We start from the raw sequence: 15,544 nt of genomic DNA, 5'->3' as shown, positions 1-15,544 counted from the left end.
TTGTCCCTCAGGCATGATCACGGTTCAGGTATGTACGCCGCCGCTCGACCGTGTCACGCCAGCGAGCCGCGGTAATTTCCACGCCGTCGATCCAGTCGGAAGCAACGGCAAGGTCTTCTTCACCGTCTTCTCCACCGTCCCCTGTGGAGCAGAAGCGAACGATCTCAAGAAGGTAGCCGAATTGTCCGCTTCTCGCATGCTGACGCAGAGCGTCCCGAGCGACAGCGATCCCGGCGCGGTCACGCCGAACCGAGCAGTGGAAGCCGCGGGCGAGCTCCGCATAGGCAGCGCTGGAGCTGAGCCCGGCGGAGCGTGCCCTGACGGCGATCTCGTCGCACTTGGCGTGGAAGTCGCCATCGGCACCCGCGGTCGTGAGGAGCTCGCCGAGGGCGACCTGAAGTCCGGCCCAGGTGATGTCCACCGCACTGAGCAAATCCCGAGCGGACTCGATGACCCGCTCCGCCGTGCCCGGCTCCCCAAATCCGGCGGCGAAACCACGGCATGCTTCGGAAAGGGCGGCTTCGCCCACCGCTCCGCATGACCATGCTTGGTCACGCGCAGCCACATAGCACTCATCAGCGCGCTCGAAGCACGCCTGGGTCCACCAGAGGTCTCCAGCGAGCCGGGACCAGACGGGCGCTGGGACCACGCCGGTCAGATCGGCGTTGATGTCGCGGAAGCGGCCGGCCCTTCGCTGCAGATGGATCAGGCCCTTCCTGGCTGTGTCGGCGAGCCTCGCCCCCCGGACCACGAGTTCCCGTAGTTCGCCTTCCGACTCGGTGACCCGCCCCAGGTCCCGGGTCGTCTCAGCGTGGAAGTAAGCCACCAAGTCCCGAGCCTCACCGTCCAGCAACGCGACGTCCAAACAGCGCCGCAGGACGGCCTCCGTGCCACCGCGATGCCTATGCTGACGTTCGACCACGGCGACAAGTGCGATGGCCAGGGCCTGGCCAGCCGTTGTGATCGGTACGGCGGAATCCACCTTGACGCCTGGCACCCGAGGGCAAAGCGTGCCCTCCCAGACGTGATCCCCGACATAGGCGTAGGCCGCATCCACGAGCCACCCGAGTCCCAGGTGATGCTCATGTGCTAACCGGAGACCTTCGTTAAGACAGTCGATCAACGTCGAACGGTCCTGGGCATCTCTTGCGGCCTGCCGACGGCCGAGATCGTCGAAGAAGCGCTGGGCGTTCGCACCGTCACGTGCCGAATCGCCTGAATCCCCACCCATTGACTCACGAAAATTCACGTTGTCATTGGTCATGTCATCGGGTTCCGTGATTCTGTAGACGTTCCAGCGAACCTCCACCGCATCCCGTGGTCCCCGGATCTTCCCGGCAAGCTCGAATCACATACTCGGGACGGTAAGCCGCTTCGGAAGGTGCCCACGCTAGCACGTCTGGCCCAACTCGCCTGCCCGGAAAGGTAATAAGTATGGTGGGCGAGTCCGGGCCCCGCGCGGGCTCGCCCAGGTGTGGCTACCCGATTACGAACGACGCGCCGGGCGCTCCCCGTTCTCCGAGCGGCGCAGACCCACCAGGAGCACATCACGCCATGCCTGGACCGGGCTGCCGTCAGCGCCCCGGGCCGACCGAACGACTGGCGTGGTGAAGTGCGTCAGCCGACGGTCATCCACCAACAGCGAGTCCAGGCAGCTCTCCAGCCGCACGCGCCCGCGTTCTTGTCCGAAGTCGTCGAATACGCTGCTCACCCCTCCCTCCAGTCCCCGAAGCTCGACAAGGTGAATCGCGACGACATCCAGGCCGTCTTTGTGCACTCCTTCCGGAGCCGGCTGTCCCAGCCCACCAGGCCCCGGCACGATGCGCACCATGTGCACATCCACCTCCCAGCGGCCCGGCCCTGCCCCGGCTGCCGCCAGATCGAAGCGCAGCAGGGTCCTCAGCAGAGCGCTGTCGCGCACCGATTCCGGCAGGGGCGGGAAGGTGCGGTGCACACCACCCACGAGTGGGTTGATTTCGGGTGCTTGGTGGTACGGCAGGTGACGGGCCGCGAGAAGAGTGCCGCCGAGGCCGCTCGCTCGCGAGGTTCCTTCCCAGACCCACCTGCTGTAGCGCCGGTACCGGCCCGTCCCCGCAGACGTGTAGGGGTCGGCAGGAAGACCCTCCCAAGTACTGTGGGATTCGGCCTGGAACGCTGAGGCTTCCCCCGCAAGGGCGATCCGTTCCCCCGGTACAAAGACCCACCCCTCCTCGGAGAGCTTCCGCGCGACATCTTTGGTCACCAGTCGAGCCGGGTCGAACTCATCATCGGGCACCGCTGTCTCCCCCCTGGCCTCCTGCGAACATGCCTGTCGGAACTCAGTCGATGGCTTCTTCCGGCCACCGTGTGGGTGAGAACTACCGCTTCGTGACGCCATACACCTGACGCCTTCAGAGGCGCCACCCGCACCGGTTTCTATGTCACACGCCGACGCCTGCGTCCAGCATGATCGGGCGGTGCAGGGACAGAGTCGCCAGCCTCCGCCCCCAGGCGTGCCGAGGTACATGAATCCGGCGGAAGATCCGGATCATGGCCGTCCCAAGGAAGTGGAAATGCTTCAGAACAGGTGCGTTCACGCCGGATGGGGCCGCCCGCCGAACACCATGCGCGGCGCGAGTCAGCGCCTTCGGCGTCGCTGAGGGTCGGCTGGGTGATGGCCGGCCGGAGGCGGCCCCGCACGTGGGGCATGCGGACACCGTGCCACCACATCCGCCGTCGGCCCCATCGCTCCTCCGCTACTCGCTACCGGGACGCCCGCGAAACAGGCACACGAACCATCCGCTGCACACGGTCGGGAACTTATCCGAAATACTGTTGGCTGGCTCACCAGGGCCCGCAAATCGATGACCAGTGTCTCCCAAACCGCTGAATCCCAGCAAGATTCATGAGTGAAATATCCCCCCGTTATGAGGATGTTCTCGTCTCGACTGACACTCCACTATCCAATCCCCTCTTTCTCCCCACCGGGCCTATGAGAATACGGCGATGCCTGACGCGCGTCGGGGCATTATTCTCCCCCGCGGAAACGGCGTGCGTCATGCCCGCTGAGCACCGCAGGGCCATTGTCGCCGCGCTGTCTGCCAGGGCCGGATCCGCAGCCTCGCCCGAGCCGCCCACGGGGAATCCGTATGCGTGTGGGGAGGAGAACCCGCCGCCGCGGGCCCCTCGCCGGGTGGCCCGCCCCACTGTCGTGTGCTCTGACCGACGGAGACGGCGTGGACCGCGATCCCGGCGACCGCGTCCGGGAGTGCGCGCGGGCGAGGCATGGGCGAGCGGTGGAGGAGGGCTGACGGCGGCGGGCACGGCCGATTAGAGTGCGTGCGCGGGGCCGGGTAACGAATGGGTCTCGCTCCGCGGGATCGCGGAGGGTCGGAGCAGGCGGGAGTGGCCACATGCGCATCCGGTGGCCGCGCAGCGTCTCCGCACAGGTCCTGCTGACGCAGCTGGCCATCACCGCCGGGGTCACCGTGTTCGCCACCGGCCTCTTTCTCGCCCCGCTCGGCGACCAGCTCGACGACCAGGCGACGCACCGGGCGTTGTCCATCGCCCAGGCCACCGCCGCCGAGCCGGACACGGCCCGGGATCTGCTCACCACCGAGCCCCGCCCGGACGGACCCGTGCAGACCACCGCCGAGCGGATCCGGCAGGCCACCGGGGCGCTGTACGTCGTGATCATGGACACCCACGGCATTCGCTGGTCGCACACCGATTCCCGCCGGATCGGCGAACCGGTCTCCACCGACCCGGGCCCCGTCCTCTCCGGCGAAGAGGTGCGGGAGGTCGACAGCGGGACGCTGGGCCGCTCGGCCCGGGCCAAGGTGCCGCTGCGCGACAGCGGCGGGCGGATCGTCGGCGCGGTGTCCGTCGGCATCGCGTACGACAGCGTGCGCGAGCGGCTGCTCGGCTCGATCCCGGGCCTGCTGCGGTACGCGGGCCTGGCACTCGCCGTGGGAGCCCTCGCCGCGGTCGGCGTCTCGCGCCGGGTGCGGCGCGGCACGCGCGGACTCACGTTCGCCGACATCTCCGCGCTGCTCGACGAACGGGAGGCGATGCTGCACGGCATCCGGGAGGGCGTCGTGGCGATCGACGCGAGCGGCCATATCCGCCTCGTCAACGACGAGGCGCGGCGGCTGCTCGGTCTCGGCGCGAACGCGGTCGGGCGCGCCCTGGACGAGGTCCTGCCGCCGGGCCGGACAACCGATGTGCTGGCCGGCCGGGTCACCGGGCCCGACCTGCTGACCGTCAGCGGCGGCCGGGTGCTGGTCGCCAACCGGATGCCGACCGGCGACGGCGGGGCGGTGGCCACGTTGCGCGACCGCACCGAGCTGGAGCTGCTCGGCCGCGAGCTGGACTCCACCCAAGGGCTGCTCGACGCGCTGCGCGCCAAGGATCACGAGCACGCGAACCGGCTGCACACCCTGCTCGGGCTGCTCGAACTGGAGCTGTACGAGGAGGCGGCGGACTACGTCGCCGAGCTGGCCGACGCCCGGTGTTCCTCGGCCGAGCAGGTCGCGGAGCGCGTGCGTGACCCCCTGGCGGCGGCGCTGCTGGTCGGCAAGTCGGCCGTCGCGGCGGAACGCGGCGTGGCCCTGCGGATCTCCGACGCGACGCTGCTGCCCGACCGGGCGATCGATCCGCGTGACGTGGTGACCGTGCTCGGCAACCTGATCGACAACGCGCTGGACGCCGCTGTCGCGGACCGCCGCGAAGACCCCTCCGTCGTCGGCGGTCCGTTCGTCGACGGTCCGTTCGTCGAGGTCGAATTGCGTGCCGAGGGAACCACCGCCGTCCTGCGGGTCTCCGACACCGGGCCGGGTGTGCCGCCCGGTATGCGGCAGCGGGTCTTCGCCGAGGGCTGGTCGACCAAACGCTCCCCGGCGCACCGCAGCCGGGGCCTCGGCCTGGCCCTCGTGCGGCGGCTCGCCGAGCGGTACGGCGGTACGGTGCGGGTGACCGAGCGCACGGGAGGCGGCGCGGTCTTCACGGTCGTCCTGCCCGAGGCGCTTCGCGACGAAGCGGTCGGCGGGGCGCGGTTCACCTCGGCGGAGGAGGCACGGTGATCGACGTCCTGGTGGTGGAGGACGACGACCGCGTCGCCCGGATCAACGCGGCGTACGTGAACAAGGTGCCCGGGTTCCGGGTCGCCGCCCGCGCCCACACCGCCGCCGAGGCACTGGCCGTCCTGGAGAACGGCCCCATCGATCTCGTGCTGCTCGACCACTACCTGCCGGACGGGACCGGCCTCGGCCTGGTGCGGCGGATGCGGCAGCACGGCCTCCACGCCGATGTGATCATGGTGACGGCGGCCCGCGACGTGGCGACCGTCCAGGCCGCGATGCGGTACGGCGCGCTGCAGTACCTGGTCAAGCCGTTCACCTTCGCCGGACTCCGCGGCAAGCTCGACGGATACGCGGCGCTGCGCCGCACTGTCGCGGGGGTCGGCGGGAGCGGAGAGGCCGGCCAGGAGCAGGTGGACCGCATCTTCGGCGCCTTCGGAACGCCCGAGGCCGTTCCCGCCGTGCTGCCCAAGGGCCATTCCGCGCCGACGGCGGATCGAGTCCGCCGCGTCCTGGAAGAGGCCGGGCAGCCGCTGTCCGCGCACGAGGTCGCCGAACGGACGGGGTTGAGCCGCTCCACCGCCCAGCGCTATCTGAAGTACCTGGAGCGAGCCGGCCGCCTCCGCCTCACCCTCAGGTACGGGGAAGCGGGTCGGCCCGAGCACCGATACGCGTGGGTGCCGACTCCCTGACGGTCGCGGTCCGGAGCCACGGCACCACTCTGGCCTGGGGTTTTGCGCATATTTCCTACGCCTTCATGTCTTGTGACGCCAGATCGGCCGGTCCTACAGTCATCGAGCCGTCGTCACGGTGGTGGTTCAAAGGCGAACGTTAGGTGGCCGATATGCTCGCATTCCTCGGCTTCGCCATGATCGCGACATTCCTGGCGCTGATCATGACGAAGAAGATGTCCCCGCTGGGGGCGCTCATCCTGATACCGGCGCTGTTCTGCGTCCTCGTCGGGCAGGGCGCGCACCTCGGGGACTACGTCATCGACGGCATCGGCCAGCTGGCACCCACCGCCGCGATGCTGATGTTCGCGATCATCTACTTCGGCGTGATGATCGACGTCGGGCTGTTCGACCCGATCGTCCGGATCATCCTGCGGTTCTGCAAGGCCGACCCGATGCGGATCGTGCTCGGCACCGCCCTGCTCGCCTCGGTCGTCTCGCTGGACGGCGACGGCTCCACCACGTTCATGATCACGGTGTCGGCCATGCTGCCGCTGTATCGCAGGCTCGGGATGAACCTGCTGGTCCTGACCGCCGTGGCCGCCACCGCCAACGGCGTCATGAACACCCTCCCCTGGGGCGGCCCGACCGCACGTGCCGCCACGGCGCTCCATCTCGACACCGGTGACATCTTCGTGCCGATGATCCCCGCTCTCGGAGCCGGTCTCCTCTTCGTCTTCCTCCTCGCCTGGGTCCTCGGCCTGCGGGAGCGCAGGCGGCTGGGTGTGCTGACACTCGACCACCCGGCGGAGCGGGGCGGCGCCGGGGCGGAAGCGGAAGCGGAAACCGTGGCGACGGTGGGGGTCGCGGCCGGTGCCGGTGCCGGGAGCGGCGCGGGGAAGGCGAAGCCGGTCACGGGCGGCGGATCCGCCGCGGACGACTCCGGGGAGCCCGCCGGTCTGGACCCGGAGCGAGCCACCCTGCGCCCCCGGCTCTACTGGGTCAACGCGGGCCTCACCGTCGCCCTGCTCACCCTGATGATCCTGCAGACGCTGCCCATCCCGGTGCTGTTCCTGCTCGGCGCCGCGATCGCCCTCAGCATCAACTTCCCGGACATGCGGGACCAGAAGGCCCGCATCGCCGCCCACTCGGAGAACGTCCTCAACGTCGCCGGCATGGTGTTCGCCGCCGCCGTCTTCACCGGCGTCCTCACCGGCACCGGCATGGTCGAGAACATGGCCCTCCGCCTGGTCGACGCCATCCCCGACGGTCTGGGCCCGCACATGGGCCTGGTCACCGGTCTGCTGAGCATCCCTTTCACGTACTTCATGTCCAACGACGGCTTCTACTTCGGCATCGTCCCGATCCTGAGCGAAGCCGGCGCGGCGCACGGCGTCCCGCCCGAGGAGATCGCCCGCGCCTCACTCATCGGCCAGCCCCTGCACATGTCCAGCCCGCTGGTCCCGGCGGTGTACGTGCTGGTGGGCATGGCCAAGGTCGAGTTCGGCGACCACACCCGGTACGCCGTCAAATGGGCCGCGCTGACCTCCCTGGTGGTGCTCGGCGCCGCACTCCTCTTCGGCATCGTCTGAGGGATCACACGCACCCGGTGGCCCGGGCGCCCCGCCGGGATCACCCACGGGCTTCGGGTCGTTGTCCCCCCACGGGAGTCGGCGCGGCAGGTCGTGCAGGCGGATCAATGGATCAGGGATCAGGGATCAGCTGCCGTCTTGGGCGCGCTTGTGGGCGCTGCCGCAACGTCAGAGACGACGAACGCCTCCCCCAGCACGCCGAAGCACACCTCACCTGGGCCCTGAATCACCCTCATGACTAAGCGCCTCACCCGCGAAGGCACCGCCACCAACTGGACGAAGAAGCCCGCGAACTGATCCCGCCCTCCCGGACCACCTCTCTTCAAGCCGGGCGGCGGCAGACGTACTCGGCATAGGTCGGCGCCGGGACGGCGCGGGCGGTGATCTCCAGGCCGGCACGGCGCAGCATGCCCTCGATAACCCAGTCGTAGGTGGAGAACTCCTCGCGGACATGGGTGGCGAAATCCTCGCGGGTAAAGCCCTCGCCCGGGCGCCGCCCCTCTGTCTCGATCCACCGCTCCAGATGGGGGTCGGCCTCGGCCGCGCGGAAGCTGTAGATGACGTCCCACAGGTAGAACGTGCCGCCGGGGCGGAGCATCGCGGCCATGCGGAGCAGGGCTTGCTGTTTCCAGAAGTCGGGAAGCTGGTGGAGCGCGGAGGTGGTGGTGACGACATCGGCGAGCCGCTGGGCGGGGTGGTCGTAGTCCAGGAACCCGGCCCGATGCCAGTGCGCGCGGACACCCGCGGCCTCGGCGCGCCCCGCGGCGTGGTCGAGCATCTGCGGGGAGACGTCCACGCCGTGCGCCTCGGCGCCGCGTGCGGCGGCCCGGATCACCAGGGCGCCAGTGCCACAACCCAGGTCGACAAGACGGGTGGCGGCGGTGACGCCGAGGCGGTCGAGCAGAGCGTCTTTGGCGCCGGTGTCCGTGCCCTGGTTGCGGTCGTAGGCAGCGACAGCTTGAGTGCTGGCGAGGTCGACCCCCACGGGCTGATATTCGGCGAAGGTCCAGGGGTGGCGGGTCACGGCTGACGTATACCCCGGTTGGTCAGCGGCAGCACCACAGCCTGGGATGACGGTCCGGCACTTGGCCGGCCAACCGCGGGAACGAGGTATCCACCGCCCCGCCCGACAGCGCCGCAAGCCGCTCCCCAGCGGCCGTCAGCCGTTCCTCGGCGTCCCGCTTCGCGGGCATCCGGTACGTCGCCGAACGGCCCGCGCAGAACCCGGCCCGGTCATCCGCGAGGAACTTCTCCAGCCCCGCCTCCGCCGCCCGCACGGCCGCCATGACTTCCCGAACCTCCGCCGTCCCCTCCGGCCTGGTCCCCTCCGGCCTGGTCCGCGCCCGTCCAGCGTTCCGCGACGGCGATCATCAGCGGGTCATCCGCCCCGAGGCGCCCATCCGCGTCGTCGCGTTCGTCGATCCGGATGCCCGAGCCGGTCCCGTTGGTGATCTGGGCCGGCGGGTCCCCGGGAGGCACGGACTGCCGATACGCTGCACCGCTGAGCGGTGCCGAGGGAGGGAACGAGACCATGGTGAACTGGCAGTCCGACAACGAGAGTCGACCGTCCGGGCCGGGCGGGCCGCTACCGCCGCAGCCGCAGCCGCAGCCGCCGCCCACCCTGGTGCCCTCCGCCTGGCCCGCGCACCTACCGTCCGCCCCACCGCCGCCACCGCCACCACCGTCGCCGCCCGGTAAACGCGGCCCCCTGGTGCTCGCTCTCGGGTTCCTCGCCGCGGCGATCGTCACCCTCGCCGTCGTCGTCGTCGCCATCCTCGCCGGAGACGGAGACGGAGACGGTGACGGGAACAGCGGCGGTGACGCCGGCAAAGCCGGCGAGAGCCCGGCCGCGACCGAGACCACTCCGGCGCCCACCCCGGGGCCCACCCCGGCACCCACGCCGGGCACCCCCTCCCCCACCCCGACCACCCAGGCACCCACCCCGTCCCCGCCGTCCGGCTATCGCGAAGTCACCGACGAGGAGGGCTTCACGCTGTTCGTGCCCGTCGACTGGGAACGCTCCTCCGACGGCGTCAGCGTCTTCTACACCTCTCCGGACGCCTCCCGCACCCTGCAGATCTTCCGTCTGGAGGAGGAGCCGACCCCGTACGACTCCGCGGTGATCGCCCGTCAGAATGCCTCCGGCGCCGATGACTACGAGCTGATCGGCTTCGACGGACGAAGCGACGACGCGCTGGCGCCGACGAGCCTGGAGTACACCTACACCGACGAGGAGGAGGGGCCGCGCCACGTCCTCGATCACCGTTTCGTCGCGGACGACGGCGTCACGCTCTACGCCATGGTGATCTACGGCCCGCCCGGCGACCAGGCGGCCCAGCGGGAGATCCGGGACGAGGCGCTGGGCTCCTTCTGCCAGCCCGCCCACTGTGTCGGCTGAGGTCATGATGAGGGCGGACGACCGATCGCGGGGCCTCCGCACCACGCGCGCGCGTCAGGCCGGCTCCACCGGGGCCGGGTCGCGGGGCGCGGTCCGGCCCGGATCGTTCATGACGCGCCGGGCCGCCGGCGCGTAGAGCGACAGGGCCACGGCGAGCAGCCCCAGCGGGCCGCCGGTCCGCAGCAGCCACAGGACACGGGCCGACGCCTCGGCGTCGTCGGCCTGGGCGCGCACGCTCTCCTCGGTGCACCGCACCTCCAGGTCGCTGACCGACGCTCGCCGCCCGGCACATCCTTGTCGATGCACGAGCGCATCGGATACGTTCACGTATCGAAAGAGGTGATGGCCGATGGCGGCATCCGCGACGGCGCCGGGCGGTGGGCGGGTCACCGCGCGGCGGGCCAGGACCCGGCAGCGGCTGCTCGACGCCGCGCTGGAGGTGTTCGCCGAGGAGGGCTTCGGGCGCTCCACCGTCGAGCGGGTCTGCGACCGCGCCGGCTTCACCCGCGGCGCCTTCTACTCCAACTTCTCCTCGCTGGACGAGCTGTTCCTCGCCATGTGGGAGCAGCGCTCCGCGCGCATGATCGCCGATCTGCGCGTCGCCCTGGCCCGGGTGCCGACGACGGCGCCGGAGGAGGGGCTGCGGGCGGCGCTGGCCGCGATCCCCGTGGAGGACGCCTGGTACCGGGTGACGGCCGAGTTCACCGCGCACGCGCTGCGCAATCCGCCGCTGCGCCGCGTGATGGCGGCCCGGGAGCAGGCCCTTCTCGACACGCTGCTGCCCCTGGTCGTCCAGGCCCTCGTCCGCTCCGGCCGCCGGGTCGGTGACGAGACCGCGCTCGGGCAGGCGCTCGTCGCCGTCCACGACGGCACCGCCGTCCAGGTCCTGCTGGAGCCCGGCAGCGACGTGGCCCGGCGGCGCCGCGAGGAGCTGTTCTGGCACGTCCTGCTCGCCTACAGCACACCGATCACCGAGGAGACACCGTGACGGACCACGCCGATGTCATCGTCGTGGGGGCCGGCCTGGCCGGCCTGGCCGCGACGTACGAACTCACCCGCGCGGGGCGGCGGGTGATCGTCGTGGACCAGGAGAACGAGGCGAACCTCGGCGGCCAGGCGTTCTGGTCGCTGGGCGGTCTGTTCTTCGTGAACAGCCCGGAGCAGCGGCGCATGGGCATCAAGGACTCCCACGAGCTCGCGCTGGCCGACTGGCTCGGCTCGGCGGGCTTCGACCGCGACCGGGAGGACCACTGGCCCCGCCGCTGGGCGCACGCCTACGTGGACTTCGCGGCGGGCGAGAAGCGGAGCTATCTGTACGGCCTGGGCCTGCGGGTGACGCCGATGGTCGGCTGGGCCGAGCGCGGGGCGGGCACGGCGACCGGGCACGGCAACTCGGTGCCGCGCTTCCACCTCACCTGGGGCACCGGGCCCGAGGTGGTGCGGGTGTTCCGCGAGCCGGTGCTCGCCGCCGCCGGACGCGGGCTGGTGACGTTCCGCCACCGGCATCGCGTGGACGAGGTGATCGTGGAGAACGGCGCGGCGGTGGGCGTGCGCGGCACGGTGCTGGTGCCGTCCGCCGAGCCGCGCGGGGTGGCGTCGTCGCGGGCGGCGGCGGGCGGGTTCGAGCTGCGCGCGCAGGCCGTGGTGGTGACCTCCGGCGGCATCGGCGGCGACCACCGGCTGGTTCGGGAGAGCTGGCCGGTCGAACGGCTCGGCCCCGCGCCGGAGTCGATGATCACGGGAGTGCCCGCGTACGTCGACGGGCGGATGCTGGGGATCGCCGAGAGCGCGGGCGCCTCGATCGTCAACCGGGACCGCATGTGGCACTACACCGAGGGCATCAAGAACTGGGACCCGATCTGGCCCGATCACGCGATCCGGATCATCCCCGGGCCGTCGTCGCTGTGGCTGGACGCGACCGGGAAACGGCTGCCCGCGCCGCTGTTCCCCGGCCACGACACGCTCGGCACCCTGCGGCACATCCTGGGCACCGGCCACGACCACACCTGGTTCCTCCTCACCCGGGCCATCGTGGAGAAGGAGTTCGCGCTGTCCGGCTCGGAGCAGAACCCGGACATCACCGGCAAGGACTGGAAGCTCGTGATGGCGCGGGTGCGCAAGGGCGCGCCCGGGCCGGTCCGGGCGTTCCTCGACCACGGTGAGGACTTCGTGGTGCGGCGCACGCTGCGCGAGCTGGTCGACGGCATGAACGCGATCGTGCCCGGCCCGGCCCTCGACCTCGCCGCGGTCGAACGGCAGGTCGTGGCCCGTGACCGCGAGGTCGGCAACGCCTACTCGAAGGATCTACAGCTGATGACGGTCAACAACGCCCGCTCCTACTGGCCGGACCGGCTCACCCGGGTGGCGAAGCCGCACCGCCTCCTCGATCCGGCGCACGGGCCGCTGATCGCCGTGCGCCTGCGGGTGCTGACCCGCAAGACGCTCGGCGGTCTGGAGACGACGCTCGACTCGCAGGTGGTGCGGCCGGACGGCGAGGTGTTCGACGGCCTGTACGCGGCCGGCGAGGCCGCCGGCTTCGGCGGTGGCGGGGTGCACGGTTACAACGCGCTGGAGGGCACGTTCCTCGGCGGCTGCGTCTTCTCCGGCCGTGCCGCCGGCCGCGCGCTGGCCCGGAGCCTGGCGTGAGCCGCCGCACCGCGCTCGTGACGGGCGCGTCCTCCGGCATCGGCGCGGCGGTGGCCACGGCCCTGACCGGACGCGGGTACCGCGTGCTGGGGACCAGCCGCGACCCGGCCCGGATCGAGGCCCCGGTGCCCGGCGTGGAGTATCTGGCGCTGGACCTCGCCGACGAGGCGAGCGTCGAGGCGTGCGCGGCGGCGGCGGGCACCGTCGACATCCTGATCAACAACGCGGGCGAGAGCCAGAGCGGCCCGTTCGAGGAGCTGCCGATGGACGCGGTCGTGCGGCTGTTCCGCATCAACGTCTTCGGCGCGGTCCGGCTCACCCAGCTCCTGCTGCCCGGCATGCGGGAGCGGGGCTACGGGCGGGTGGTGATGGTCGGCTCGATGCTGGCCAGCTTCCCGCTCGCCTACCGCTCCTCCTATGTGGCGTCCAAGGCGGCGATCAAGGGCTTCGCCAACGCCGCCCGCCGGGAGGTCGCCCCCTACGGCGTCGGGATCACGACCGTCGAGCCGGGCTCCATCAGCACCGGCATCAGCGAGCGGCGCACCCAGTACCTGGCGGCGGGCTCGCCGCACACGGACCCGTACCACCGGATGCTGTCGGCGCTCAACGCCAATGAGGCCGACGGCGTTTCGGCCGCCCGGGTGGCCGCCACCGTGCTGCGCGCGATCGAGGCGCCGCGCCCGAGGCCGCTCTACGCGGTCGGCAGCAACGCCCCGGTCGTCTTCGCGCTGCGGCGGCTGGCCCCCCGCTCCGCCGTGGAACGGATGGTGGCCCGCCGCCACGGGCTGCGCTGACCCGCCGGGCGCTGACCCGCCGGGCGCCGGGCCGGGCTGGCGGCGCCCTCGCGTTCGCGCGGTCGGGACCGGACGTGGGTCCGGTGCCGCTCGGCGATCCGGACCCGGGCGCGGGCGCCGCGGGCGCGGCCCATGGCGCGGGTCGGGGTGCGTCACCGCGGCGACCAGGTCCTCGCCGGGCACGCGGACGACGAAGCTGAGCGTGGCGCTCGCGGTCCGGGTGCCGGTCGCGCGCGGGGGGCGGGACACCGTGGTCACGCGGCGCCGTTCCCCCCTCGCGCCGGACCACGCGGGAGGGGCCGGCGCGCGGGAACCCGGTCGGGGATCCGCCGGCCCCGGGAAAGGGGTGTGCGGGACATATCGGGGGACGGGATGCGGGGTTCCGCTGTGGAATTCCGAGTCCGCCTCGGGAAAAATGCGCCCCATGAAAGCCCTCGTACGCTCGGGCGGATCGGGCACCCGGCCGCGCCCCGTCACGCACACCTCGGCGCGGCAGTCGGCCCCCGTGGCCAACAAGCCGCCGCTCTGCTGCGGGCTGGAAGCGATCGCCGCCGCCGGAATCACCGAGGCCGCGATCATCGTGGGGGACACGGCGGAAGAAGCGCGGAAAGCCGTCGGCGACGGCTCGGAATCCGGCATCGAGGTCACCTCTCTCCGGCAGGAGGCCCCGCTCAGCCTGACCCACGCGGTGCTGATCGCGCGGGACTTCCGCGCCGAAGACGACTTTCTGATGTGTCTCGGGGGCAATGCCATCACCGGCGGGATCCCGGACGGGGGGGAGGAATTCCGCGCCGCCCGGCCGGACGCGCGGGTCCTCCCCACCCGGGTGCCCGACCCGTCCTGTTTCTGTGGGGCCGGGCCGGACGCCGCCGGGCGCGTGGTCCGCCTCACCGAGGAGCCCCGGCGGTCCAGGAGCGACCCGGCGCTGGTCGGGGTCTGTCGGTGCGCCCCCGACGTCCACGAGGCGGTGCGCGCCATCCAGCCGCCCCGGCGGGGCGAGCACGCCACCCGCCGGCTGGTGCTCGGCGACTTCGGCACGGCGCGGATCCCGTCATGACGACCCGCGTCCTGGTCACCGGCGGCGCCGGGTTCGTCGGCTCGCACTACGTGCGCGCCCTGCTCGGCCCGGACGGCCCGGGCGATGTCGCTGTCACGGTGCTGGACGCCCTGACGTACGCGGGAAACCCGGCCAATCTCGATCCGGTCCGCGGCCACCCCGGCTTCCGCTTCGCGCACGGCGACATCCGGGACGCCGAGGTGGTCGGCCGGGTCGTCGCCGGGCACGACCAGGTGGTGCACTTCGCCGCCGAGTCGCACGTGGACCGCTCCATCCTGGGCGCCACGGAGTTCGTCACGACCAACGTCCTGGGCACCCAGCACCTGCTGGAGGCGGCGCTGCGCGGCGGCGTCGCGACGTTCGTGCACATCTCCACGGACGAGGTGTACGGCTCACGGGCCGACGGCTCGTCGCGGGAGACGGACCCGGTGCGCCCCAACTCCCCTTATGCCGCGTCCAAGGCGTCCTCGGATCTGCTGGCCCTGTCCTACCACCGCACCCACGGCCTGGACGTGCGGGTGACCCGCTGCTCCAACAACTTCGGGCACCACCACTTCCCCGAGAAGGTCATCCCGCTGTTCATCACCAACCTGCTCGACGGGCGGAGCGTGCCGCTGTACGGCGACGGGCTCAACGTCCGGGACTGGCTGCACATCGACGACCACGTGCGCGGCCTGGAGCTGGTCCGCGCGGGTGGCCGGCCCGGCGAGATCTACAACATCGGCGGCGGCACCGAGCTGACCAACGAGGAGCTGACCCGCCGGCTGCTGGCCGCGTGCGGCGCCGGCTGGGACCGCGTGGAGTACGTCGAGGACCGCAAGGGCCACGACCGGCGGTACTCGATGGACTGGAGCAAGATCCGCGACGAGCTGGGGTACCGGCCGCGCGTCGACTTCGACACCGCGCTGGCCGGGACCGTGGCATGGTACCGGGACAACCGCCGGTGGTGGGAGCCGCTGAAGGCCCGCGCGGCGCTGTGACACGGCGCCGCGCGGGCCCGCCGTTCCCCGGCCGTCTCCCCGCTCGGGCCGCCTGACCGGTGACCGGCGCGGGGCCCGCGATCCGCGCGGTCTCCGGTCGGGCGTCGCCGACGATGCCGGAGACGTCCTGGCGGCTGCGCACGGACCGGCCGAGGTCGCCGCGCGGCAGGTCGCCGAGGCGGAACCAGGCCCGGACTTCCGTCGGCCGACGCCGCGTCGAGCCGGCCGGCGGCCACTCCCCCGCCGCCGTCGCCGACGCCCTCGTCACCACCCTTTTCGACGGCCTCCGCCGCTGACCCCCGCGCGTCTGCCGGGCGCGCGCCCGCCCGCCGGGAGAATGATCATGATC

Annotated in this window: 14 protein-coding genes and 1 pseudogene; 10 read left to right on the top strand and 5 right to left on the bottom strand. The window is 71.8% G+C overall.

What is annotated here, in order from left to right:
* Positions 1 to 7: 7 nt before the first annotated feature.
* A complete protein-coding gene (locus tag OIE51_RS26005; RefSeq protein ID WP_326600303.1) occupies positions 8 to 1,264 on the bottom strand; it encodes a hypothetical protein in 1,257 nt (418 codons plus the stop codon).
* Positions 1,265 to 1,486: 222 nt separating this feature from the next.
* Positions 1,487 to 2,275, bottom strand: coding sequence for a 2OG-Fe dioxygenase family protein (locus tag OIE51_RS26000; RefSeq protein ID WP_326600302.1), 789 nt, complete (start codon positions 2,273 to 2,275; stop codon positions 1,487 to 1,489).
* A gap of 1,117 nt (positions 2,276 to 3,392) precedes the next feature.
* Here OIE51_RS26000 and OIE51_RS25995 point away from each other — a divergent pair.
* The 3 genes from OIE51_RS25995 (at position 3,393) to OIE51_RS25985 (ending at position 7,320) form a co-directional block, all read left to right on the top strand.
* A complete protein-coding gene (locus tag OIE51_RS25995; protein ID WP_326600301.1) occupies positions 3,393 to 5,060 on the top strand; it encodes a sensor histidine kinase in 1,668 nt (555 codons plus the stop codon).
* Positions 5,057 to 5,749 carry a DUF7342 family protein gene (locus tag OIE51_RS25990; protein ID WP_326600300.1) on the top strand — a complete coding sequence of 231 codons (693 nt, stop codon included), beginning with the start codon at positions 5,057 to 5,059 and terminating at the stop codon, positions 5,747 to 5,749. Before OIE51_RS25995 ends, OIE51_RS25990 begins: the two co-directional genes overlap by 4 nt.
* A 152-nt stretch (positions 5,750 to 5,901) precedes the next feature.
* Positions 5,902 to 7,320, top strand: coding sequence for a CitMHS family transporter (locus tag OIE51_RS25985; protein WP_326600298.1), 1,419 nt, complete (start codon positions 5,902 to 5,904; stop codon positions 7,318 to 7,320).
* Positions 7,321 to 7,642: 322 nt separating this feature from the next.
* On the opposite strand, the gene OIE51_RS25980 is transcribed toward OIE51_RS25985, so the two are convergent.
* Positions 7,643 to 8,344, bottom strand: coding sequence for a class I SAM-dependent methyltransferase (locus OIE51_RS25980; RefSeq protein ID WP_326600297.1), 702 nt, complete (start codon positions 8,342 to 8,344; stop codon positions 7,643 to 7,645).
* A gap of 22 nt (positions 8,345 to 8,366) precedes the next feature.
* Entirely contained in the window at positions 8,367 to 8,606 is a 240-nt protein-coding gene (locus tag OIE51_RS25975) for a hypothetical protein (protein WP_326600296.1), read from the bottom strand.
* A gap of 245 nt (positions 8,607 to 8,851) precedes the next feature.
* Between OIE51_RS25975 and OIE51_RS25970 the strand changes: the two genes are divergently transcribed.
* Positions 8,852 to 9,718, top strand: a complete 867-nt coding sequence (locus OIE51_RS25970) for a hypothetical protein (protein ID WP_326600295.1) — start codon at positions 8,852 to 8,854, stop codon at positions 9,716 to 9,718.
* A 54-nt stretch (positions 9,719 to 9,772) separates the two neighbouring features.
* On the opposite strand, the gene OIE51_RS25965 is transcribed toward OIE51_RS25970, so the two are convergent.
* Positions 9,773 to 10,024, bottom strand: a complete 252-nt coding sequence (locus tag OIE51_RS25965; protein ID WP_326600293.1) for a hypothetical protein — start codon at positions 10,022 to 10,024, stop codon at positions 9,773 to 9,775.
* Positions 10,025 to 10,067: 43 nt separating this feature from the next.
* Between OIE51_RS25965 and OIE51_RS25960 the strand changes: the two genes are divergently transcribed.
* From OIE51_RS25960 to OIE51_RS25935, 6 genes and pseudogenes are all read left to right on the top strand, one after another.
* The gene (locus OIE51_RS25960) at positions 10,068 to 10,706 is read left to right on the top strand and encodes a TetR/AcrR family transcriptional regulator (protein ID WP_326600291.1); all 639 of its coding nucleotides are present in this window, start codon (positions 10,068 to 10,070) and stop codon (positions 10,704 to 10,706) included.
* Positions 10,703 to 12,364 (top strand): FAD-binding dehydrogenase, encoded by a 1,662-nt coding sequence (locus OIE51_RS25955; RefSeq protein WP_326600289.1) that lies wholly within the window; start codon positions 10,703 to 10,705, stop codon positions 12,362 to 12,364. Before OIE51_RS25960 ends, OIE51_RS25955 begins: the two co-directional genes overlap by 4 nt.
* Entirely contained in the window at positions 12,361 to 13,158 is a 798-nt protein-coding gene (locus tag OIE51_RS25950) for an SDR family oxidoreductase (protein ID WP_326600288.1), read from the top strand. Before OIE51_RS25955 ends, OIE51_RS25950 begins: the two co-directional genes overlap by 4 nt.
* Positions 13,159 to 13,582: 424 nt before the next feature.
* Positions 13,583 to 14,179: pseudogene (locus OIE51_RS25945) on the top strand (sugar phosphate nucleotidyltransferase); the annotation flags it as partial.
* A gap of 32 nt (positions 14,180 to 14,211) precedes the next feature.
* A complete protein-coding gene (rfbB, locus tag OIE51_RS25940) occupies positions 14,212 to 15,195 on the top strand; it encodes a dTDP-glucose 4,6-dehydratase (RefSeq protein ID WP_326600287.1) in 984 nt (327 codons plus the stop codon).
* 113 nt (positions 15,196 to 15,308) lie between these two features.
* Positions 15,309 to 15,491 (top strand): hypothetical protein, encoded by a 183-nt coding sequence (locus OIE51_RS25935; RefSeq protein ID WP_326600286.1) that lies wholly within the window; start codon positions 15,309 to 15,311, stop codon positions 15,489 to 15,491.
* The last annotated feature ends 53 nt before the right edge of the window (positions 15,492 to 15,544 follow it).

The sequence above is a fragment of the Streptomyces sp. NBC_01803 genome, from assembly GCF_035917415.1.
Classification (GTDB): domain Bacteria; phylum Actinomycetota; class Actinomycetes; order Streptomycetales; family Streptomycetaceae; genus Streptomyces.
Note: the sequence above shows the minus strand (reverse complement) of the source record. Positions and strands in the feature narration are given on the sequence as shown.

What these genes read in the sequence shown, in the direction of transcription:
- OIE51_RS26005 (WP_326600303.1), bottom strand. Translation starts at nt 1,264, where the DNA reads ATGACCAATGACAACGTGAATTTTCGTGAGTCAATGGGTGGGGATTCA.
- OIE51_RS25995 (WP_326600301.1), top strand. Translation starts at nt 3,393, where the DNA reads ATGCGCATCCGGTGGCCGCGCAGCGTCTCCGCACAGGTCCTGCTGACG.
- OIE51_RS25985 (WP_326600298.1), top strand. Translation starts at nt 5,902, where the DNA reads ATGCTCGCATTCCTCGGCTTCGCCATGATCGCGACATTCCTGGCGCTG.
- OIE51_RS25975 (WP_326600296.1), bottom strand. Translation starts at nt 8,606, where the DNA reads ATGGCGGCCGTGCGGGCGGCGGAGGCGGGGCTGGAGAAGTTCCTCGCG.
- OIE51_RS25970 (WP_326600295.1), top strand. Translation starts at nt 8,852, where the DNA reads ATGGTGAACTGGCAGTCCGACAACGAGAGTCGACCGTCCGGGCCGGGC.
- OIE51_RS25960 (WP_326600291.1), top strand. Translation starts at nt 10,068, where the DNA reads ATGGCGGCATCCGCGACGGCGCCGGGCGGTGGGCGGGTCACCGCGCGG.
- rfbB (WP_326600287.1), top strand. Translation starts at nt 14,212, where the DNA reads ATGACGACCCGCGTCCTGGTCACCGGCGGCGCCGGGTTCGTCGGCTCG.
- OIE51_RS25935 (WP_326600286.1), top strand. Translation starts at nt 15,309, where the DNA reads ATGCCGGAGACGTCCTGGCGGCTGCGCACGGACCGGCCGAGGTCGCCG.